We start from the raw sequence: 21,223 nt of genomic DNA, 5'->3' as shown, positions 1-21,223 counted from the left end.
ATACGACCTATTAATAGACTAATAGAGAAAAGTAATGAAGTGAAAATCAGAGATTCAGTAGCCTTTATTCGCCTTGAACACGCTCCGCATAGTCACGAACGATATCAAAGGTAGCATCTTCTGATTCGGTATAACCTTCATGCGTATAGATATCACGAATAATCTCTAGACCTTCTTCAGATTGACCAATTTTAATAAAAGCTTGCTGGATCTTCTTTTTCCACTCATCATCCATATCGGATCGGACAGAAATCGTGTCATTTGGAATCGGCTCTGTGAACGAAATCACCTTTGTATCTTCAAAAACAGTCGGAAAATCACCCGCAACAACATTACGCGCATCTTGGAAAATCGCAGCAACATCTGCCTCACCGTTTAAGACAGCAGTAACTCCTGCATCATGACCTTGGAGAATGAGCGGATTCACATCTGTTAAAGGATCGATCCCTTCGTCTAACAAAATCGCGGCAGGCCAAACGTATCCCGCTGATGATGTGTAGTCCTGGAAGGCGACCGTTTTCCCTTTAATATCTGCAATCGATTCAATATCAGAGTCGGCACGGGCAATAAACATCGACAAATAGTAATCGACTAGCTCATCTGTTGGTGAACCATCCTCGTTCACTCCAAACCGTTGCGATTGCAAGATAACCTCTGCTGCACCGTACTCATCGTGAGCTTGTACATAAGCGTTTGGCGGCAGGAAACCGACATCAACCTGACCAGAAGCCATCGCTTCAACGACCGTATTATAATTAGTTGATACACTAACTTCCACATCAATTCCTAATTCATCTGATAACAGATTCTCAAGCGGCTTGGCTCTAGCCTCTAACGTTTCAGCATTTTGCGATGGAACGAACTGAACCATTAACGATTCAGGTACATAGGCTTCACTATCTGTACCGCCAACCGCGTCCCCTTCGCTCACTTCACTGTCCGTGGCACTTGAGCCACATGCAGTTAAAAATAATGAGGTGGCTAGCAATAAAGATGCCCCTGCTTTTTTTAATCCCATGATGTACGTCCTCCATATGAAATAGATTTTTTAGAAAGACCAGATATGTACTGTTCATTCAGCCTTTTCATGAAAAGTGTACCATGCAAGAAGTAACAGTTATTTTTTAAAAATGTAAATTATGTAAGGGTTTTGTATACAATTGATTAATGTTTCAACTCTCGATTTACTGCTCTGAACGATGCCACTCGCAAAAAAATATATTACATTAAAATAGCAAAAACAGAGTAGAATACTATGATTTATTGGATTAGAGCTTGATATAAAGGGGTTAGGAGGAAAGAAACTGATTAGGTTTTCGCTTATTTCCTACTTGACAAATCGGCTTTCCTCCGTTAAAGTGGATTAAAATTTCATCGTTTGGGAACAGGTACGTTAAGTCACATGATAGACTTAATGTTTAAAAGGGAATCCGGTGCAAATCCGGAGCGGTCCCGCCACTGTCATAGCTGAGTTGTAACGATATTGTCACTGACCGTTCATTGGTTGGGAAGACTGTTGCAATGTTGACGCTAGAGCCAGGAGACCTGCCTGTTCTAACAGCACTGCTTTTACCTACGGGAGATAGGGAGGTGTTTCAAACATGTTTCGTTGCATCCAACGAAGGATATTTTTACCACTCTCCCATATTGGTAAAAATATCCTTTTTATTTTACCTTTTTACTCTATCACTTCAAGGAGGAATTTTACATGTTGACTAGCAATCTAGGATACCCACGTATTGGCGAAAACCGCGAATGGAAAAAAGCACTTGAATCGTTCTGGGCAAATGACACCACTGAAGAACAATTGCTCGCCACAATGAAAGAGCTTCGCCTCAATCATTTACGCGTGCAACAAGAACAAGAGGTTGATCTCATTCCTGTTGGTGACTTTACCCTTTATGACCATGTGCTCGATATGGCCGTAATGTTCGGAATTATTCCAAAACGATTCTTACAACAAGGTGATACGCCGACACTCTCTACTTACTTTGCTATGGCACGAGGAAGCAAAAACGCCCAGGCGTGTGAAATGACGAAGTGGTACAACACAAACTACCATTACATCGTTCCTGAGCTACATGATGCTGCACCACGCTTAACGAAAAACGCTCCACTTGAGGCCTATTTAGAAGCAAAAAATGAATTAGGCATTGATGGAAAGCCTGTCATTCTAGGTCCATACTCATTTGTAAAGCTAGCCAAAGGCTATGAAGAGGATAAGCTTCAAGAGACGATTCAATCATTGCTACCGCTTTACATCCAGGTCATCCAGGAGCTCGTCGATGCAGGTGCTCGTTCCATTCAAGTGGATGAGCCATCCCTTGTTACCTCCATTTCAGCACGAGAAATGGCGCTTGTTACACGTATTTACGAGCAAATAAACGAAGCGATCGCCGATGCACCACTCTTCCTACAAACGTATTTTGACGCGGTGACTTTTTACGAAGAGGTCGTCTCTCTTCCAGTGAAGGGCATTGGTCTAGACTTTGTTCATGGTGGGGCAAAAAACCTTGAAGCTCTCCGTACGTTCGGATTCCCTGAAGATAAGGTGCTTGCTGCCGGAATCATTGATGGACGCAACATTTGGATTAGCAACTTACGCGAGCGCCATGAGCTTGTTCACCAATTAGAACAGCATGTAGCGAAAGATCGTCTTGTATTGCAACCATCATGCAGCCTTCTCCACGTACCGGTTACAACCAAGCGTGAGGAAAAACTCGACCCAACGTTGCTAGGTGTGCTTGCATTTGCTAATGAAAAACTAACCGAGCTTCACACATTAAAACAGCTAGCCGCAGGAAATGAAGCTGAGGTGAAAGAAGCGCTTGAGGCCAATGACGACGCTTTAGCCGCTCTCGAAAAATCAGGCTGGCGCTCTGGAGCAGCAACATCTCATAACCTTGAAAACAAAAAGCGCCCACAATCCTTTAACGAGCGCCGTCCGGTTCAAGAAGAAAAATGGCAGCTTCCTCTTCTTCCAACGACAACGATCGGAAGCTTCCCGCAAACAAAAGATGTGCGTCGCACAAGATCGTTATGGCGAAAAGGGGAGCTATCGACAGTCGAGTATGAGCGGACGATGAAGTCCTACATTGAAAAGTGGATCAATATCCAAGAAGAGCTTGGCCTCGATGTACTCGTTCACGGAGAATTTGAGCGCAACGACATGGTTGAATTTTTCGGTGAGAAGTTAGATGGCTTTGCATTCACAGCCAACGGTTGGGTGCAATCATATGGCTCCCGCTGCGTCAAGCCGCCAATCATTTATGGAAATGTGAGCTTCACCGAACCAATGACGGTAGCAGAAACCGTGTATGCCCAATCGTTAACGGACAAACCGGTGAAAGGCATGCTCACAGGCCCTGTCACGATTTTAAACTGGTCGTTCGTTCGTGATGACTTACCGTTAACTGTGATTGCACATCAAATCGCGGAGGCCCTCACCCATGAAGTGACGGCATTAGAAGAAGCGGGTATCGAAATGATTCAAATTGACGAACCGGCGATTCGTGAAGGTCTGCCATTAAAAGCTGAAGATCAGCAAGAGTACTTAGACTGGGCCGTGTCCGCCTTCCGTGCGAGCTGCGCCCATGTGAAGGCAACGACGCAAATTCATACCCATATGTGCTACAGCGAATTCCATGAAATGATCGAAGCCATCGATGATCTTGATGCAGACGTCATTTCCATCGAGACATCACGAAGCCACGGAGAAATGATTAGCGCGTTTGAAAAGACGACGTATGAAAAGGGAATTGGGTTAGGGGTCTACGATATTCACAGCCCTCGCGTTCCTTCAGAAGAAGAAATGCTAAATGTCATCCGCCGCGCGTTAACGGTCTTGCCAGCTAGCCTTTTCTGGGTTAACCCTGATTGTGGCTTAAAGACTCGCGCGGAAAAAGAAACCGTAGCCGCCCTTAAGAACATGGTAGCTGCCGCACGAGCTGCACGAGAAGAGCTAAAAACGAAAGCTTAATCCTCTCACGAAAGGGGTAAGGATGAGACAAGAAATCATCTACTTCTTAGAGCATACGACGGATGCTGCCGTCATGAAGAGGGTCATCGACAACCTTGACCATAAAGGATTATGGATGTTAATCCAGTATTTAGAACGGACGAATCAACAGACAAAGCAGAAATGGCACGAAGCACTGAACGCTCATTTACGCTTGTCTTAGACGAGTGCTGCTCTAATAAAGGCGTTAGCCGCGGTGGCTAACGCCTTTATTTTTTACAATCCTACCTTTTCGCTTCGTCGCTCCAGCAAGATGACGTCCCGCCACACACCCTCTCGTTTTGCAAGTCGTTCCCGCTTCCCCACTTCGCGGAATCCTAACTGGCGGTGTAGCTTGAGACTGGCCACATTTTCAGGGAATACGGACGCCTGCAACGTCCAATACCCTTGCTTTTCACTTTCTTCTACAACGGACGCCAGAAGCTTTCGCCCGACTCCCTTTCCTCTTCCTGTCGAGCCAACATAAACGCTGACTTCGGCTACTCCTTGATAAACACAGCGACTGGAGACTGGGCTCAAGGCTACCCAGCCAACGACCTTTTCTTTAATCTTTGCCACAAAACGGCAGCTTTTCACATGACCGGCATCCCATTTCTCCCACGAAGGAGCTTCCGTTTCAAATGTGGCATTCCCTGTTTCTATCCCTTCTCTGTAAATGCGTTCTACCTCAGGCCAATCGTTGTCTGTCATTTCGATTATCCGTATACTTTCCACTGTGCTTCTCCCCCTTCACGCTAACATTTCATGTATCACACGAGCTAACGCTTTTATGCCGTATTCGAGCCTTTCCCCTGTTTCGTATGAATAGGATAGACGAATATAAGAATGCTTCGAGCCTTCATAAATCGTACCTGGATGAATTAAGACGTTGACTTTTAAACAGCGGTGGAAGACACGGTTCATATCAACTGGGTGTTTTAATTTGCACCAAATGTAAAACGAACCGGAGGGCCGATTCCATTCCGCTAGCTCCCCCATATGCTCCTGCAACAATTGAAGCATCGCGTTTCGCTGATTTTTCAACTTGTCTCGCACAAACTGGGCATGACTCGTAAACCAATCATTATTCGTTAACCATCTCTGTGCGATCGCTTGGGAAATGGAGCTCGCCCCATAATCGGTCTGCATTTTCATGTCTGCCAAACGGTGGATAACCGGCTCTGGACCGATGACCCAGCCGACTCGAAGACCAGGGCTGATGATTTTTGACATGCTCCCGAGATAGAGAACATTCCCTGTTTGATCGAGTGATTTTAACGGAGGTGGTGGAGCCGCATCGAACCAAAGCTCCCGGTATACATCGTCTTCAATGATTGGCAGTTGAATCGCTTGGCAAACATGTAGTAGCTCCTTTCGAACAGCGGTGCTGTACGTTACATTCGTTGGATTGTGGAACGTAGGAATCGTATAAAACATTTGCACATCTTGTTGCCTTTTGTATTGTCGTAAGACGCTCGGCTTGTGTTGCACGTCCGCTAACGGCACCTGGACCCCACGTATGTTCGCTGACGTAAGTATACGTAACGACATTAAATAGGACGGGGACTCGACAGCCACACGTGCCCCTGCCTGAAACAGTCCATTCGTCATAAGGGATAGAGCTTGGAGTGCTCCCGAAACAATTAAGACGCTTGACGGAGATACGTGAATCCCATATTTTGAGACAAATTCGCAAACCGCTTCTCGTAAAGCAAGCGAACCCTTCGCCTCTTCATAGCTTAAATGGCTTGCTTCAAGGGAGAGGGAAGCCAGTACTTCTTCGGTTTGCTTAACAGGGAGTAACCCTTTTGCTAGCTCTCCTGTCCCAAGGCGTACGACTTCCTCGGAAAACTCCGCTTCGTTGATCTTTTGTACATACGTTTTATTCGGCTGAAACACCCCACCTGATACGTATTGCTGCCAATCTGGAGACGTAGCCGCAATGACGTTCCACGTGTTGTTGACAACTTTTGTTCCTTTCCCCTGAACACTTTCGACTAAGCCATCTGCCATTAATTCTTCATACACTTGGACAATCGTGCTTCGATTAACACCGAGCAGGTTTGCCAGTTCCCGTTGTGATGGCAAAAGGGTACCTACCGTCCACTCGCCGCCCTCGATTCGTCGCTTAAGCTCTTCTTTAATTTGCAGATAGATTGGAACGTGGCTTGAACGATCAGGCTTCCAATCCAATTTCATACTTCTCACCTTCATTTCAATGAACTGGTTGGCCTCAAGCTAGGCGAACTGGATGATGACAAACGACCGTCGCTTGCTATGATGATGTCGACTTCACTTTTAGGAGGGTTTACGATTGGATTCATTTTTACATGGTTTTCTTCTCGCCTTCGGTCTCATTTTGCCCATGGGCGTACAGAATCTATTTATTTTCACCCAAGGGATGACGCAAAATAAGCTTCGTCGCGCATTGCCAGCTGTCATGACCGCCTCGATTTGCGATACGATACTCATTATCGTTTCAGTGCTGGTGATGGCAGTAGCTGCCCACCTCGTCGAGCGGTTCGTTCCCTTTCTGATCATCGGAGGGTTCGTTTTCCTCCTTTATATGGGCTGGGTCATTTGGAACAGCACCTCAGCGAGCAACGGTAAGGTAGCACCATTTACAGCAAAAAAACAAATGTCGTTCGCCTTAACCGTTTCCCTGCTGAATCCCCACGCACTCCTCGATACCCTTGGGATCATCGGCACGAACTCGTTGCTCTATGAAGCAGCAGACAAATGGTCGTTTACATGTGGGACAATCGTTGTCTCATGGCTTTATTTTTGCTTGCTCGCTTGGATCGGTCGGTGGTTTGGCCAGCTTCAGGCGATTCAGAAATATGTAACCTATCTTAACCGACTATCTGCTCTCCTCATTTGGGGATTAGCGTTTTTGATGATTTTCCAGTCGCTGTGAGACGATCGAGCGGATTTCAGAGATGTCTTCCACGAGGACATCTGCTGAATCCAGTTCATCCTTAGTCCCATATCCATACAAACAACCGATTGTAACTAGCTTCGCATCAGCACCTGCTGTAAGATCTGATGATCGGTCCCCCACCATCACGCCCCCCTCAATCCTATAGTCACGAACTAACTTTGCCACCAGCTCTGTTTTAGAGGCCGTCTCAAACCGGTCGGCACCGTAAATATCTTTCAAATAAGAGGTGAAGCCATAGTGGTCGACGATCTCTTGTAGATACCGCATGAACCCGTTACTTGCCACATACAAGTCATAACCTAATTGATACAATTCTTCGAGCGTCTTGCCTACATTCGGATAAAGCTTTCCGTGATCGAGACGGATTTCTTCTAATAAAAAATCCCAAAACGCTTGATCGGCTACCTGACGTTCCTCATGAGAGGCACTTGGCATGATCGTCTCCCAAACAACGTGCATCGGCGCCCCTAAGATTGCTAAGTATTGTTCAATCGGGGTCTCTCCTTGCCAGCGATCGGTATGGCGTAAGTAGTCGAACGTTTTTTCTAACGCCCCTTCCAACACGGAATCGGTTTGAAAGAGCGTGCCATCCATATCAAATATAATGGTCGTCATTGTCAGCTTCCTCTCTTAATTTTTGCTAAAGGCCACTTGAAGACCAATAAGCGCGAGTAACCCGCCTTTTATACGATGCATTTGATTTTTTATAAATGAAGAACGCATGAGGAGCTGCCCTACCTTTTCCGCAAACCAACTAACCAATGAAAAAATAATGAAGGCTTGAATGAGAAACACAACCCCTAAAAGAAGCATTTGCCAAGGTGCAGATCCTGCCCCGCTGTTTACAAATTGGGGAAGCAAGGCGAGAAAAAACAAGGACACTTTTGGATTTAACACATTCATAATAATGCCTTTCTTATAAAGGGCTCCGTAGGCAAGGGTGGTTTGCTTGTCAATCGAAAGACCTTCTCCCTTTTCCTGAAACGCCTTCCATGCTAAATAAAGCAAATATGCAGCTCCTGCGTATTTTACGACAGTAAAGGCGAGAGCAGACTGATAAATGAGCGCTGATATACCAACAACAGCTGCTGTAATGTGTACGAGCAGACCTGTACAAAGTCCGAGCGCTGTGACAATGCCCGCTTGGCGATTTTGCGACATACTTTGGGCTAAGACAAATAAGATGTCTGGTCCAGGCATAAGCGTCAGAAGAACCGCCACACCTAAGAACGACAAAAGACTGGTAAGATCCAATCCTATCTCCTCCTATCTTCGTATCTCTTTTCTTCTATGCTACCATATCCTTCTCATGATAAAGGGATGAAACGTTCATAATATTTCTCGTCACCTTGGCCGATTCTTGCTGAAATTGACCTCTCTTGACTTTATTTTATCGGCACGATACAATAATGATTGATTATCAATCAATTTTCACCCATATGTTGGGAGGGGCTAATGAGATACAAAAGTGAAGAGACCTATCGAGCGATCTTGCAGGCAGCCATTGATGTGATGAAGGATAAGGGATTTGAAAAGGCGTCGATTGGTGAAATTGCCAAAAGAGCAGGTGTTGCCCACGGAACATTTTATACGTATTTCCAAGCGAAAAATGAGATCATCCCTGCCATTGCTGATGAAATATTGCAAGACCAGTTGCATCAGCTTCAAAACCGTATTCAAGAAGACGATGACGTGCAAACACTCATCCGTGAGTTAATCGATGTAAGCTTTACTTTAACGAAATCGTATAAGGAGGTTATCCTTCTCTGTTATGCTGGTCTTTCTTACTACGATTCCTTGAACCGCTGGGAAGAAATTTACGACCCTTATTACCGTTGGATTGAGAAGCACTTAAAGAAGTACCTTACCATCAACATTCAAACACTCGTTCCTATGATAGTGAACCTAATTGAATTTACAGCAGAGAGACATTATTTTGCCAATGAATGTGAACAAGAACTTTCGCAGTTAAAAGAAGATACATTTCAAGTTGTCATGAACATGCTGAGATAACTCTCAGTATTTTTAGTTGTAAAATGACTGATAGTCAATCATTTATGAGGTGATAAAATGAGATCAAGCGTTTCTGTTCTCTATCTTTCGATTTCAGTCATTGGCGCGATTATCTTTTCTGCTGTTGGCATCATTTGGGGACTGGCGATTCATTCCCATATGATTCTATTTGATGGGATCTACTCGCTCATTAGTGTCGTTCTTTCCCTATTTTCATTAGGGGCGACCGTGTTTATGATGAAGGATGATCGGGATAAATTCCCGTATGGTAAAGGAATGGTTCAAGCGCTCACACTGGTCATCAAGCATGGAGTTATTGCGCTCCTTTGCCTATTCGCGTTCATCACGGCTGTAGGTGATTTAGTTGATGGCGGACGGCATGTCGTTCCAATCCATGGAGCTGCCTATTCCCTTCTTTCCACAGCTGGTTGTGCTGCTATCTTTTTCTTTTTACGACGAAAAGCAGGAGCAAACCCGCTCATAAAAGCGGAAACCCATCAATGGTTAATGGATACATTTCTGAGCGCCGCTGTGTTTATCGGTTTCGCCGCAGCGTTTCTTTTAGCACATACGAAGTTCGCGTTCCTCGTTCCGTATGTCGATCCTCTAATGGTCGCGCTCTCAGCCGGTTTGTTTATCATCCTGCCGGTGAAGCAGATCGTCTTGAACGGAAAGGAAATGCTAGAGATGGCACCAAATCTAGAATTACAGCAATCGATTGAATCACACATTCATGCGATTGAGGAAAAATATCAGATTCCTGAATCTCATGTGCGTATGGCGAAGGTGGGCCAGACACTCTTTATCGATATTTACTTTATTATCGACCGAACCTCTTGTGCGAGGAATGTTAAAGATCTAGACGACATTCGTCAGCAGTTTCACCAATCACTCCGCTCCCTCCCCTATGAGCCTCTCGTCAATATGACGTTTACACATGATCGAAAATGGGCCATTTCGTAACACCAAAAAGCGATCCACTCTTTCTGTCCGAGAGAGACTGGACCGCTTTTCTTCTATTATTAATCTAACAATTTATATAAGTAGTATTCGTTGACAGGCTTTCCATCGATCATCAGCGAATGGACCTTTTCTCCTTCTAATACAAACCCTAGTTTCTGATAAAGCTGAAACGCCTTCCGATTGTCTTTAATCACGGTTAGCTCCAAGCGGGTAATATCCACACTTTTTGCCCAATTGAATAACCGGTTAAACAACTCTGTCGCGATCCCTCGCCCTTGTTCCTCTTCACGAACTCCTACCACAATATAGGCACGGTGCGCTGTCCGTTTCACATTTCCACCGATGGCTGTAATATAGCCTATCAGCCTGCCATACTCCTCCGCCACAAATGTCATCGAATTTCGTCTTCCTAATATCCCATCAATCATTTTTCGTTGTTGCTCCACCGTCCACTTTTTTTCCCTCGGTTCAAACAACATCATCCCTGTTTGATCAACTGCTTTACTTAAGTCAAGAAACGCCTCTGCATCCAATGTGTCAATCGGTCGAATTCTCATCTCGTATCTACTCCTTTCCCCTTACAAGACTAAAGATCTGGGAACTTCTTTCTATCTATTTTTTTGATTCTACCTTGATTTTAGTTCGTTCATTGTAAATAAGCAATCGATCGATTATGATGGAGATAGGACACACAACCAATTTCCTATGACAAAAGAAGAATAAGAGGTGTTCACATGAAGCTAAAACTAGCAACGAAAATCAATGTCCTAGTCCTGTCGATCATCCTTGTATTTGCCGCTGTTATTGGAGTAGTTGTCAACGATCAAATCACAAAAGGAATTAAAGCGTTCGCAACGGAAAAGGCTAGAGCGGATCTTGCCTTAGCTCATCGCTACATTGATGAACGGTTTCCTGGTGACTGGAAAGCAACCGATGGGGAGCTTTACAAAGGAACGACATTGATGAATGACAACTTTGACCTTGTGGATGCCATTGGAGAAGATACGGGGGACACGGTTACTATTTTTTCAGGTGATACACGAATTGCCACGAACGTCCTTATCGATGGCGAACGGGCCGTTGGGACCCAAGCCTCTGAAGAAGTGATTGAAACGGTAATAACAAACGGGGAGCTTTATTTAGGAGAAGCCAATGTCGTCGGAAATCAATATCAGACCGCTTATATGCCGTTAACCGATGCATCAGGACAAGTCATTGGTATGCTCTATGTTGGCGCTTCACAGGAATTTATAACAGAAACGGTCGCTAATGCTTTAACGTTTATTTTTATCGCATTGCTTCTCGTGGCCATCGTTGCTAGTTTAGCTGTTTACTGGTTTACAAGAAAAATGAAAAAACGATTAACCGTTGTAACAGCAGCACTTGAAGCCGCAGGAAACGGGGATTTCACAACAGCCATCAAAGACACGAATGGAGATGAGTTAAGTGTCGTCGCCGAAAGTTACAACCGGATGGCGGAAAAACTACAAGACACGCTCCACCGGATGGTCGATTCAGCAAACCAAGTGGCCTCCTCCTCTGAGCAGCTAACGGCCAGTGCCGAGCAGACGAGTCAGGCAACAGAAACGATAACCGAAGCGATTCAGCAAGTAGCGGAAGGATCGGAAAAAGCGTCTGCTAGTGTTGAAGATGCCTCCCAATCGCTAGAAGCCATGGCCATGAGCGTTCACGCTATTTCGGAGAATGCTAACGGCATTTCTGATATTAGTTCACAAGCAATTGGTAAAGCAAAGGACGGTGAGGTTCTTGTCCAGCAAACGGTCAAGCAAATTCAAGCCATTAACCGCTCGGTTGAGGAAAGTGGTGAAGTGATCAAGTCATTGGACACGCGCTCAAAAGAGATTGGCAATATTACCAGTGTCATCGCTAGTATTTCTGAACAGACGAACTTGCTGGCATTAAATGCAGCCATTGAAGCGGCGCGAGCAGGAGAGCACGGAAAAGGATTCACAGTCGTTGCCGAAGAAGTTCGTAAATTAGCCGAACAGTCGCAACACTCTTCGGCACAGATTGCTAACTTAATTGCGGAAATTCAAGAGGATATGAAACGCTCCAACCATTCGTTTGATCAAGTGGCTGACGATGTGGAGGGCGGGCTTCGCGTCATTAAAGAAACCGAGACGAACTTCCAAGAGATTCTCACCTTTATGGAGAAGCTGACGGATAAGATTAAGCAGTTAGTCACCGCAACAGAGGACATTTCCACAAGTACAGGTGAAGTAGCCGTCTCCATTGGCGGGGTGGCACAAGTTTCGGTGGACACGTCTTCACAAACACAAAACGTGGCTGCCTCGACGGAAGAACAGCTGGCCTCAATGGAAGAGATCGCCTCTTCGGCTCAAGCCTTGTCCCAATTAGCTGAAGAACTCCAACAGCTCATGAGTCAATTTAAAGTGTAAAAGAGATACCTAAAGCCCGAACGGAATTCCTCCGATTCGGGCTTTAGGTATTGGGGGAAGCCTACTGTTCATCAGGCTGAAGGTCCATCAACGCACCAAAAAATTGAGACGCGGTCGTAAAGCAAATAAAAGCGCAGAGCTCACTCATTTCTCGTTCACTAAGCGCTTCTCTTGCAACTTCAAAAATGGAATCAGGCACCGCGCCCCTCATTTGTAAAAACGCCTCAGCAAATCCGATGGCCACTCCCGTTTTTTCATCGACCAGCTGTGGATCAGGCCTCCCTTTTGCTTTGCAGTACTCACAGCCATTTTTTTGTGCGAGGGCTCGCCTCACTTGTTCTTTTAATGTGCTAGACAATGCCCCGTCTTGTTCGAGAATCTCGCTCAATTCATTCCAAGCGCGTAAAATGTAACGATTATGGCCTAATCGCTTCTGAAAAGGGGTTTCCCCATATGGTCCAGCTGAAAGTCTTGCCATCCTCATCCCTCCCTTGCCATAATCATATAAAAGACATCTCTCGCCTTACATATCACTTTGATTGACTTTAAGGAAATTTCTTTTCTTTTTTAAAGAGATTTGAGGATTCACTTTCATGATAAAAATCGACGAAATCGACAAGCAGATTCTAAATGAATTAATGAAGGATGGCCGTATCTCCATGAAGGAACTCGGTACGAAAATTAACATGTCTTCCCCTGCTGTTCGCGAGCGTGTCAAGCAGATGGAGTCGTATGGAATCATTAAAAACTATACGGTCGCCATCGACTTGACCAAGGTCGGCTATCCTGTGAGCTGCCTCATCGAAGCTACCGTGAAGCATGGGGAATACTCCCGCTTTAAACTTTGCCACCGCATTGCTGGTCGGGCCTGCTTTATGATTAAAGCTTACATGGAAGATCTGTCAAAGGTAGAAGCTTTTATTGAGCAACTTTCCCCCTTTGCCGAAACCGTTACTCATGTTGTCCTATCAACGTTGAACACAGACATGACCTTAACGTAAACCGGCGTCCCTTATGCAAGAGCACCAGTTTTTAGTGAACAGCGGAATCGGTGAGAAATACATGAAGCCAAACAAAAAAGGTGGCATTCACGCCACCTTTTCCTATTAACCATGCTTGTCTTTCATTCGATCAGCAACAAATTCCACGTCGGTTCCGATGATGACTTGAACGTTCGTCTCATTGACTTTAATGACACCGCGAGCCCCATGTTTTTTCAGCAATTCCTCATTCACTTTCCCCATATCATGGACTGTTAAGCGTAGACGTGTCGTGCAATGATCAATCGTTTTGAGGTTTTCCTGTCCGCCAAGATCAGCGATGAAATGGCTCGCCATCACATCATATTTATCGGCTTGTCCATCACTTGAAGCATCCGTTTCCTCACTTTCATCTTCTCTACCTGGTGTTTTCAAGTCAAATTTCCTAATGACCACATAGAAGAGGACGAAATAGATGAGCGCATAAATGAGACCCATGACGATCAAAAGGGCAGGCTTGGTGGCAAGCCGCCAGTTCAAGACAAAGTCGATGGCTCCCCCAGAGAAGCCAAACCCATGGCGAATTTCGAGTAGATGGGCAATCGCCATCGAGCTCGCCGTTAGCAAGGCATGAGCAACATACAGAATCGGTGCTAGGAACATAAACGAAAACTCAAGTGGTTCCGTAACCCCAGTCACAAAAGCGGTCACTGCAATTCCGATGAGCATCCCGGTTACTTCTTTTCTGCGCTCAGGCTTAGCTGCCGCAATCATCGCAAGTGCTGCAGCCGGCAAACCGAACATCATAATCGGGAAAAAACCCGCCATAAATGATCCTGCTGTCGGATCACCTGCGAAGAAACGGTGCAAGTCACCCGTCGCGCCTTCATACTCACCAAATACAAACCAGACGAGACTATTCAATACGTGATGAAGCCCCACCGGAATTAACAGCCGGTTCAAGAACCCAAATATTCCGACACCAAGCGCTCCTCCACCGATAATCCATTGACCGATTTGATTAATCCCATCTTGAATCGGCGGCCACACATAACCAAACAAGCCTGCAAAGATGACCATCACAGTAGCGGTTATAATTGGAACAAATCTCCGCCCTCCGAAAAACCCTAGCCATTGAGGGAGTTTGACGTCATGAAAGCGATTGTAAAGAAGTCCAGCAACAATCCCAGAAATAATTCCACCAAGAATGGCCATATCTACATCAGGATCAATCGCTTGTGTACCGTTGACTAATACTAAATACCCGATCGCTCCCGCCAACCCAGCGGTACCATTCGAATCTTTCGAAAATCCGATCGCGACGCCAATCGCAAAAATAAGTGGCAAATGATCAAAGACCGCAGCACCTGCTGCCGCGATGAACGCTTGGTTGAACAAGTCCTCTTGGCCAAGCCTTAATAAAATAGCCGCGGCCGGCAATACCGCAATCGGTAACATAAGGGATTTCCCTATTCTCTGTAAAAATGTAAGCATAATGTCATCTCCTTATCTTTCATTTTGGCCCAATTGTCCTATCTCTACTACGACCTATCGTATCACCACCATGATTAGTTGTCTATACCTATTATTATACATAAATGAACAAAAACTGATAATAACAGTGTTAGTAGATATAACAAAATAAATTGGTATATACAAATTAACTCACACTTGTTATAATGAAAGCGAGGATAACGGAACTTCTTTCGCTGGGGATGTCATAGCCCACACGATGCGAAATGAATTCCTAGAAGCGCGATTTTAAACGTCAGATAAAGGAATAAAAGGAAAGGAGCTCGTCATGAAGAACGGAAATTACGTATTAAAAGGAGCTTCGATCGTTGGTGAAACACAGTCATACGACAAAGGTTTTCTAAAAATAGAACATGGCATCATTACGGAAGTAACAGAGCAAGAGATCGAGACTCACAGGCATGATAAGTCGATTGATCTTTCGGGATGTTATGTCGTTCCGGGCTTTATCGATGTCCATATCCACGGATCACACGGTGCCGATACAATGGACGCATCTCAAATATGTCTAGAAACGATCGCAAAAAGCATTGTACGGGAAGGAACAACAGGATTTTTAGCAACGACCATCACCCAAGGGCAAGGGCGGATTGAGCAAGCATTAGCCAATGTGGCAGAATATGCAAAAGGACCTCACAACGAAGGAGCCCAACTGTTAGGGGTCCATCTAGAAGGCCCCTTTATTTCAGCAAAACGAGCAGGCGCCCAACCAGTTGAACATATTTTAGAGCCAAATCTATCCCTGTTTAATAGGTGGTACGAGATATCCGATCGCACAATCAAGTTAGTTACGCTGGCACCTGAAACAGAGCAAGGCCTGCAATTGGTCGGTGCACTTCGGTCTAGACAAATTATTGCATCAATCGGACATTCAGATGCGGTGCACGAACAGATGATGGACGCCATATCCCACGGTGCGAACCATGTCACCCACCTTTACAACGGGATGAGGGGCTTCCACCATCGTGAGCCTGGCGTTGCAGGAACAGCGTTAGCGCGAAATGAGTTGACGGTTGAACTGATCGTTGATGGCATTCATGTCCATCCTGAGGTTGTCAAAGCTACTTATGATGCGAAAACAGCAGATAACATCATTCTCATTACAGATGCGATGCGTGCAAAATGGTTAGCCGACGGAACCTACGAGCTTGGAGGACAAACCGTCCATGTGAAGAACGGAAAAGCATTGCTACAGGACGGAACGTTGGCAGGCAGCGTATTAAAAATGAACGATGCGGTAAAAAATGTGATGACCTACACAGGATGTTCATTAGAAGAAGCGGTCCAAATGGCGAGCGTGAATCCTGCTAAACAGCTAAATGTTTTTGATCGTAAAGGGAGCATTCGAGTCGGAAAAGACGCAGACCTTACCGTACTCGATCAAGACTGGAATGTTGTCCTCACGATGTGCCAAGGAAGGATTGTTTATCAGAAAGGAGCGAAGTCCTATGAAAATCATTGAAGCTAAACATTTTGATGATATGAGCCTAAAAGCAGCGCAGTTTATGATCGAAAAGGTACAACGCGATCCAACCATCACCTTAGGTTTGGCCACAGGGGGCACTCCGCAAAAGATGTACGAGCTTCTCATCAACGATCACCGAATAAACGGGACCTCCTACCATCAAGTGACAACGTTTAATTTGGACGAATATATCGGACTGGATCGGCATGATCCCAATAGCTATTACACGTACATGCACAAAGCCTTGTTCGACCATATCGACATTCGAGATGAACAGGCGTTTTTGCCGAACGGGACAGCTTCCAATCTCAACGCGGAATGCGAAAGATATGAAGCCCTTATACGGCAGCATGGCGGGATCGATCTGCAAGTATTAGGGATTGGCGCAAATGGTCATATTGGCTTTAACGAACCTGGCACCTCGTTCGAGTCATCCACCCATATTGTTAAGCTTACAGAATCAACACGAGAAGCAAACGCCCGCTATTTTAATGATTTATCGGAAGTACCAACAGAGGCGATCACGATGGGCATTCAATCGATCATGAATGCAAAGGAAATTCTTCTGCTTGCATCTGGGAAAAAGAAAGCAGACGCATTGTACCAATTAATTCACGGAAAGGTGGACGAATCATTCCCTGCCTCAGTCTTACAGCGCCATGAACAAGTGACCATAATCGCCGATCGCGAGGCACTACAAAAAGTAGCCGTTTCGTCAAATTAAGGTAGCTATAAGCAAAACAAGCGATTGATGACGTCATCAATCGCTTGTTTTTTATCGTTGCATCGTAATCATAAATTTATACCGATCGGCTCGGTAAGCGGATTTCACTAGCTCTAATACAGTCCCATCGGCTAAAAACGTTTTACGCTCAATTAACAAAATCGGGCTACCTTTTTGAATCTCTAATAGATCGGCTTCTGTTTTGCTAGCAGTCGAGGCTTCAATCACTTGCAGGGCATCGGCGATCCGCAAATTCAACTCTTCCTCAATGTATTGATATAAGGATTGGTTTATGATTTCCTCATTTAATCCCTTCACTAAGTTCGCAGGCAACAGGTTGCGTTCAATGGCAATTGGTATCCCATCGCCATAACGGATTCGTTTAATCTCTGTAACGGGCGTGTTCTCTTTCAAGTTTAATTCCTTTGCGATTTTTGCCGTTGCTGGAATCAGTTCAAATTTGAGCAAGCGACTGCTAGGCTCCATTTCTCTTTTTCTCATATCTTCTGTAAAGCTCGTCAGCCCGTTTAACGCCTGCTCAATTTTTTTCTCTTGAACATAAGTACCGCTACCTTTTTTCTTATATATGTATCCTTGGTTCACAAGGTTGTTAATCGCTTGCCTTACCGTCATTCTACTGACATCATAATACTCCGCATACTCCCGCTCGGATTTGAGCATATCCCCGGGTTTGAGCACCCCTGATTCGATTTGCTGCTTAATTTGTTCTTCAATCTGATAATAAATCGGTAAAGGAGAGTTTTTATTAATCACGTTTGAACCTCCTCCTCCTTTCCTACAAAGACACATGTCTATACCATTATAGCATAATATGCCGGGTACATTCGCCATAAATGAATGATCGCTTAGAACACTTAGCTCTTTTCAAAAGAACATTTCAAATCGATAAAATGTCTATACCAATTAAGGACAATTTTTTCTCATTTGCTCGAACGAGGTTTTTCAATTAAGATAGGGATTAATTGATTTTACAGAGAAGCGGTGATTTCAGGTGTTAGACGATACAGGAGAACGAATTATTCCGAAAAATATGAAGCCTATGAACGGAATGCTGTTAGAGCATTTAGCCCGTTATTATTTTTCAACCCCTTATGCGAGCGGCCGCGTTCTCGACATTGCCTGCGGTACTGGCTATGGTAGCGTCATGGTGGCAAAAACGCGCAAAACGGAAGTGGCTCAAGTCCTCGGGGTTGACTTCGACGCTGACGTCATCCACTATGCGAAGCAAAACTATTATCACCCGAAAGTGTCTTTCTTAGTAGGTGACGCCATGGACCCCTACCTTCCGAACCAAATCGGAACGTTTGATACGATCCTCTCATTTGAAACGATCGAACATGTAAAAGACGATCGTCTGTTTATCGAGCGAATGAGACAACTGTTAAAAAAAGACGGCACCCTCGTTCTATCTACCCCGTTCGGCCAAGGGAGAGGAAAGCCAAGTGATGAACCGTTTCACTATCATCAACTAACAGAGGAGGAATTTCGTTCATTGTTTGATTCCTTTTCTGAAAAAGAGGTGTTTTATCAACGGGGGGTAACCATTGAACCAAAGCGGACAAATGTTCATTATGCATTCGGTGTCGCTGTCTGCAAAAAATAATTATAACTCTCGCCGTAGCACCTGGATAAAGCTTTGAATAAATGTAGGATAGTGAAAGTCAACCGCGATCTTTAGTTCCCCTTCTGGAGCAAACGGGCGAAAATCAGCAACGCTCTGTCCTCTCGTCAGTGGAGCGATCGAAACGGAAACATCCCGTTTCATCATCTGGAACATCTCAGGATGAACGAGCGCCATGACAGCCAGCACATCATGAAATAAGGCCCCTTCTAGCCCAGGGATTAATGCAGAATAAGCCGTTGCATAATAGTGATAGATTGGCTGAATGAAGGGAGTGAATGGATTATAGTATCGGTCGGTGATCGCTCTTATATGCTCATGGGTAACGACCGAATAACTCGTCACATTTAGCGGAACGACGGTCAACGGCCGCGCTCGTTCCATAATTAAGTTAGCCGCAACCGGATCTCCAATAAAATTCGCTTCAGCCACGGGAGACACATTTCCAGGTACGAAAAAGGCACCTCCCATGACAATCACTTGCTTCACTCTTCCCATTGTCTCCTCGCCTAGTATATATGCAATACTTAAGGAGGTTAACCGCCCAACATCAATGATCGTAATGTCATTAGGGTAGGATATAATCAAATCAAATAAATCTGTGAAGTTTAGCAACTCCCCTTCTAAATCTATAGGGGGACGTATCGGACCAAGCCCATTCTCACCATGAATTTCGGGATAATAGGTGGCGATTTCACCCGTTAGTGGGAACTGCGCTCCAGCGTAGACAGGAATATCAGAACGTCCTGCAAGTGAAAGCAAATAAAAGGCATTCGCTGTTGCTTGTTCTTGGGTTACATTCCCGTACCCTGTTACAATGCCAACGACATCAAGGCCAGGATGGAGCAACGCATACATAATGGCAACAGAGTCATCAATGCCTGGATCACAAAATAAGAGCACTTTTTCCATTTCCCGCCCCCTTTTTTTACATCTTATTACAGTGTTTCCCTCTTCATTCGGTCTCTTTTCTTACACGAATCAATTTCATAAAGCCTAGTTCACGATTGTTAGACGACCCCCATTTCGCTTTTAGTGTTTTTAAAAAATTAATTACGCGGCTTGACTAGTCTGCTTGCTAGAAAGGGACTTGGCTATACGATCACACGCGAGCTTCGCCGCGTTATAAATCAAATGCGTCAAATCAAATTGTACTTTTGCTCGTTTTCCTGTGCGATAGCGAATATTGTTTAATTGGAAGAATTCTTTTAGATACGCAATGACTCGCTCGACTGAACTTCGTTGCTTGTAAAGGGTTTTCCATGCTTTCGAACCGCGAGCTGGGGATGTATACCGTCTCAAATCGGTGGTGATTTTGACTTTATACACCTTTTGACAGAGGGTATCTTGCGCTAACGGACAGCCTTTGCATTCTTTCGGTCGTGTGTATTTTAACGTCTCGTATCTCGCGTCGTAACTGTCGTACCGATACGAATGCTCTCGAACACACGTAGGGGCAAAATGGTGATCGAATCCTTCTATATTCGGTTCATTTCGCTTGTTGTAAGCAATGACAGCCCCAGTCTTCATTCGATAGAGTTGTTCGTAAATCGCAGGGGCATCATACCCTGCATCGAGTGTGCTAAAGGCGATTTTTAATTCAAAAAGACGCTCTTGCAGTCCTTTTAATAAAGGGATGGCTGCTTTTCCATCGTTCAGGTTTCCCGAGGAAAAGAGCGACTGAAGGATATACTGGCTTTTGGCTCCAACCGCGAAGTGGCCTTTGTAGCCAAACCAAAAAATGTTTTTTCCTTCACTGTTTTTCTTGATGCCCCACTTAGGATCAAGGGGGACAGCGGATCGCAACTCGACTAAAGACGCGTCAAGTTGGGCTTCAATCTTTTTCTCGAAAATCGGACGAACGGCTTCTTGTTCCGCTTGTTCTTGAAGCCATTTTTCTTTCTCTTCTTTTGATTTGCGGCCGCGCTTTTTTGGCTCAGACCTAGGCTTTTCTTTTTTCGCTGGGGCTTGGTCTCTCGCTTCAATGTGAGTCGCATCAATGGCGATCGTGTCATCGGTGATAAATCCTTCTGCTATCGCTTGATGGATGAGCTGTTCTTAAACCTGTTCAAGAACAGGTGATTCTGCTATTTTAGAGAGCATTCTTGAATAAGATGCTTCAGATGGAATCGCATCAGAAAGAAGGAATCCACAATCCAATCGGAACATAAAATCGTGTTTCAGACGTTTAATCAAATCCTTTATTGTCGGAATTCGCTCAAGAATTCGAGCGACGAGTGAGTAGATCATGGCGGAATAGGTGAGCTGAACAGGCGCACCGTATAGGGCTTTTTTTGACACGACCGCAAGAATCGGGTTGATATCAATTGCTGAAAAAACCGCATCAAAACGATGGGTAGGCTCTAACTCATATAAATCATGCAGGTCAAACAGGCTTTCTTGTCGTATAATAGGCATAGGGAGTCTTCCTCCAGTCTGTAGTTTTGTTTCGTCACTTAACTCATTCGACTTTTGGGGAGGTACTCCTTTTTTCGTGCCTTGAAAACCTTGCGAGACTAAGGGTTCAAATTATGAAATTGACTCA

General features: G+C 44.9%; 20 protein-coding genes, 1 pseudogene and 1 riboswitch. Of the genes and pseudogenes, 10 read left to right on the top strand and 11 right to left on the bottom strand.

The window, feature by feature from the left end; genetic code table 11:
* Positions 1–64: 64 nt before the first annotated feature.
* Positions 65–1,018 (bottom strand): phosphate/phosphite/phosphonate ABC transporter substrate-binding protein, encoded by a 954-nt coding sequence (locus E2L07_RS15150; RefSeq protein ID WP_010896617.1) that lies wholly within the window; start codon positions 1,016–1,018, stop codon positions 65–67.
* Between the two features lie 351 nt (positions 1,019–1,369).
* A riboswitch (cobalamin riboswitch) is annotated at positions 1,370–1,567 on the top strand.
* 141 nt (positions 1,568–1,708) lie between these two features.
* Between E2L07_RS15150 and metE the strand changes: the two genes are divergently transcribed.
* Complete coding sequence (gene metE / locus E2L07_RS15145; protein ID WP_053432173.1) at positions 1,709–3,979, top strand: 5-methyltetrahydropteroyltriglutamate--homocysteine S-methyltransferase; 2,271 nt, start codon at positions 1,709–1,711, stop codon at positions 3,977–3,979.
* Between the two features lie 22 nt (positions 3,980–4,001).
* Positions 4,002–4,181 carry a hypothetical protein gene (locus tag E2L07_RS15140; protein WP_010896615.1) on the top strand — a complete coding sequence of 60 codons (180 nt, stop codon included), beginning with the start codon at positions 4,002–4,004 and terminating at the stop codon, positions 4,179–4,181.
* Between the two features lie 53 nt (positions 4,182–4,234).
* Here the strand turns inward: E2L07_RS15140 and E2L07_RS15135 are convergent, their stop codons facing one another.
* Positions 4,235–4,723, bottom strand: a complete 489-nt coding sequence (locus tag E2L07_RS15135) for a GNAT family N-acetyltransferase (RefSeq protein WP_407901403.1) — start codon at positions 4,721–4,723, stop codon at positions 4,235–4,237.
* A 24-nt stretch (positions 4,724–4,747) separates the two neighbouring features.
* Positions 4,748–6,196: an aminotransferase-like domain-containing protein gene (locus tag E2L07_RS15130; protein ID WP_134229979.1), complete on the bottom strand. Its 1,449-nt coding sequence runs from the start codon at positions 6,194–6,196 to the stop codon at positions 4,748–4,750.
* Between the two features lie 115 nt (positions 6,197–6,311).
* On the opposite strand from E2L07_RS15130, the gene E2L07_RS15125 reads away from it, so the two are divergent.
* Positions 6,312–6,914 (top strand): LysE/ArgO family amino acid transporter, encoded by a 603-nt coding sequence (locus E2L07_RS15125; RefSeq protein WP_083445646.1) that lies wholly within the window; start codon positions 6,312–6,314, stop codon positions 6,912–6,914.
* Here the strand turns inward: E2L07_RS15125 and E2L07_RS15120 are convergent.
* Positions 6,882–7,553 carry an HAD family hydrolase gene (locus E2L07_RS15120; protein WP_134229978.1) on the bottom strand — a complete coding sequence of 224 codons (672 nt, stop codon included), beginning with the start codon at positions 7,551–7,553 and terminating at the stop codon, positions 6,882–6,884. The genes E2L07_RS15125 and E2L07_RS15120 overlap by 33 nt on opposite strands.
* A gap of 15 nt (positions 7,554–7,568) precedes the next feature.
* A complete protein-coding gene (locus tag E2L07_RS15115; protein WP_010896607.1) occupies positions 7,569–8,192 on the bottom strand; it encodes a LysE family translocator in 624 nt (207 codons plus the stop codon).
* 201 nt (positions 8,193–8,393) lie between these two features.
* Here E2L07_RS15115 and E2L07_RS15110 point away from each other — a divergent pair, with 201 nt between their 5' ends.
* Complete coding sequence (locus tag E2L07_RS15110; protein WP_053432169.1) at positions 8,394–8,951, top strand: TetR/AcrR family transcriptional regulator; 558 nt, start codon at positions 8,394–8,396, stop codon at positions 8,949–8,951.
* A 57-nt stretch (positions 8,952–9,008) separates the two neighbouring features.
* Positions 9,009–9,914, top strand: a complete 906-nt coding sequence (locus E2L07_RS15105; RefSeq protein WP_053432168.1) for a cation diffusion facilitator family transporter — start codon at positions 9,009–9,011, stop codon at positions 9,912–9,914.
* A 59-nt stretch (positions 9,915–9,973) separates the two neighbouring features.
* Here the strand turns inward: E2L07_RS15105 and E2L07_RS15100 are convergent, their stop codons facing one another.
* A complete protein-coding gene (locus tag E2L07_RS15100) occupies positions 9,974–10,471 on the bottom strand; it encodes a GNAT family N-acetyltransferase (RefSeq protein WP_010896604.1) in 498 nt (165 codons plus the stop codon).
* A gap of 177 nt (positions 10,472–10,648) precedes the next feature.
* Between E2L07_RS15100 and E2L07_RS15095 the strand changes: the two genes are divergently transcribed.
* Positions 10,649–12,334, top strand: coding sequence for a methyl-accepting chemotaxis protein (locus E2L07_RS15095; protein WP_134229977.1), 1,686 nt, complete (start codon positions 10,649–10,651; stop codon positions 12,332–12,334).
* Between the two features lie 61 nt (positions 12,335–12,395).
* On the opposite strand, the gene E2L07_RS15090 is transcribed toward E2L07_RS15095, so the two are convergent.
* Entirely contained in the window at positions 12,396–12,812 is a 417-nt protein-coding gene (locus E2L07_RS15090) for a carboxymuconolactone decarboxylase family protein (RefSeq protein WP_134229976.1), read from the bottom strand.
* A 118-nt stretch (positions 12,813–12,930) separates the two neighbouring features.
* On the opposite strand from E2L07_RS15090, the gene E2L07_RS15085 reads away from it, so the two are divergent.
* Positions 12,931–13,335, top strand: coding sequence for an Lrp/AsnC family transcriptional regulator (locus E2L07_RS15085; RefSeq protein ID WP_134229983.1), 405 nt, complete (start codon positions 12,931–12,933; stop codon positions 13,333–13,335).
* Between the two features lie 105 nt (positions 13,336–13,440).
* Here the strand turns inward: E2L07_RS15085 and nagE are convergent, their stop codons facing one another.
* Complete coding sequence (gene nagE, locus E2L07_RS15080) at positions 13,441–14,808, bottom strand: N-acetylglucosamine-specific PTS transporter subunit IIBC (protein WP_134229975.1); 1,368 nt, start codon at positions 14,806–14,808, stop codon at positions 13,441–13,443.
* 307 nt (positions 14,809–15,115) lie between these two features.
* On the opposite strand from nagE, the gene nagA reads away from it, so the two are divergent.
* Together nagA and nagB are read left to right on the top strand one after the other, a co-directional pair.
* Entirely contained in the window at positions 15,116–16,309 is a 1,194-nt protein-coding gene (nagA, locus tag E2L07_RS15075) for an N-acetylglucosamine-6-phosphate deacetylase (protein WP_134229974.1), read from the top strand.
* The gene (gene nagB / locus E2L07_RS15070) at positions 16,296–17,036 is read left to right on the top strand and encodes a glucosamine-6-phosphate deaminase (protein WP_134229973.1); all 741 of its coding nucleotides are present in this window, start codon (positions 16,296–16,298) and stop codon (positions 17,034–17,036) included. Before nagA ends, nagB begins: the two co-directional genes overlap by 14 nt.
* 51 nt (positions 17,037–17,087) lie before the next feature.
* Here the strand turns inward: nagB and E2L07_RS15065 are convergent, their stop codons facing one another.
* Positions 17,088–17,810, bottom strand: coding sequence for a GntR family transcriptional regulator (locus E2L07_RS15065; protein WP_134229972.1), 723 nt, complete (start codon positions 17,808–17,810; stop codon positions 17,088–17,090).
* Between the two features lie 238 nt (positions 17,811–18,048).
* Between E2L07_RS15065 and E2L07_RS15060 the strand changes: the two genes are divergently transcribed.
* Positions 18,049–18,660, top strand: a complete 612-nt coding sequence (locus tag E2L07_RS15060) for a class I SAM-dependent methyltransferase (protein WP_134229971.1) — start codon at positions 18,049–18,051, stop codon at positions 18,658–18,660.
* Here the strand turns inward: E2L07_RS15060 and E2L07_RS15055 are convergent, their stop codons facing one another.
* Both E2L07_RS15055 and E2L07_RS15050 read right to left on the bottom strand, forming a co-directional pair.
* On the bottom strand, positions 18,661–19,590 hold the full coding sequence (locus E2L07_RS15055; protein ID WP_134229970.1) for a nucleoside hydrolase: 930 nt from the start codon (positions 19,588–19,590) through the stop codon (positions 18,661–18,663).
* 141 nt (positions 19,591–19,731) lie between these two features.
* Positions 19,732–21,096 (bottom strand): annotated as a pseudogene (locus E2L07_RS15050) (IS1182 family transposase).
* Positions 21,097–21,223 lie beyond the last annotated feature (127 nt).

The organism is Halalkalibacterium halodurans (genome assembly GCF_004376175.1).
Taxonomy (GTDB): domain Bacteria; phylum Bacillota; class Bacilli; order Bacillales; family Bacillaceae_D; genus Halalkalibacterium; species Halalkalibacterium halodurans.
The sequence above is the reverse complement of the archived record's forward strand: the minus strand, read 5'-3'. Positions and strand labels throughout refer to the sequence as shown.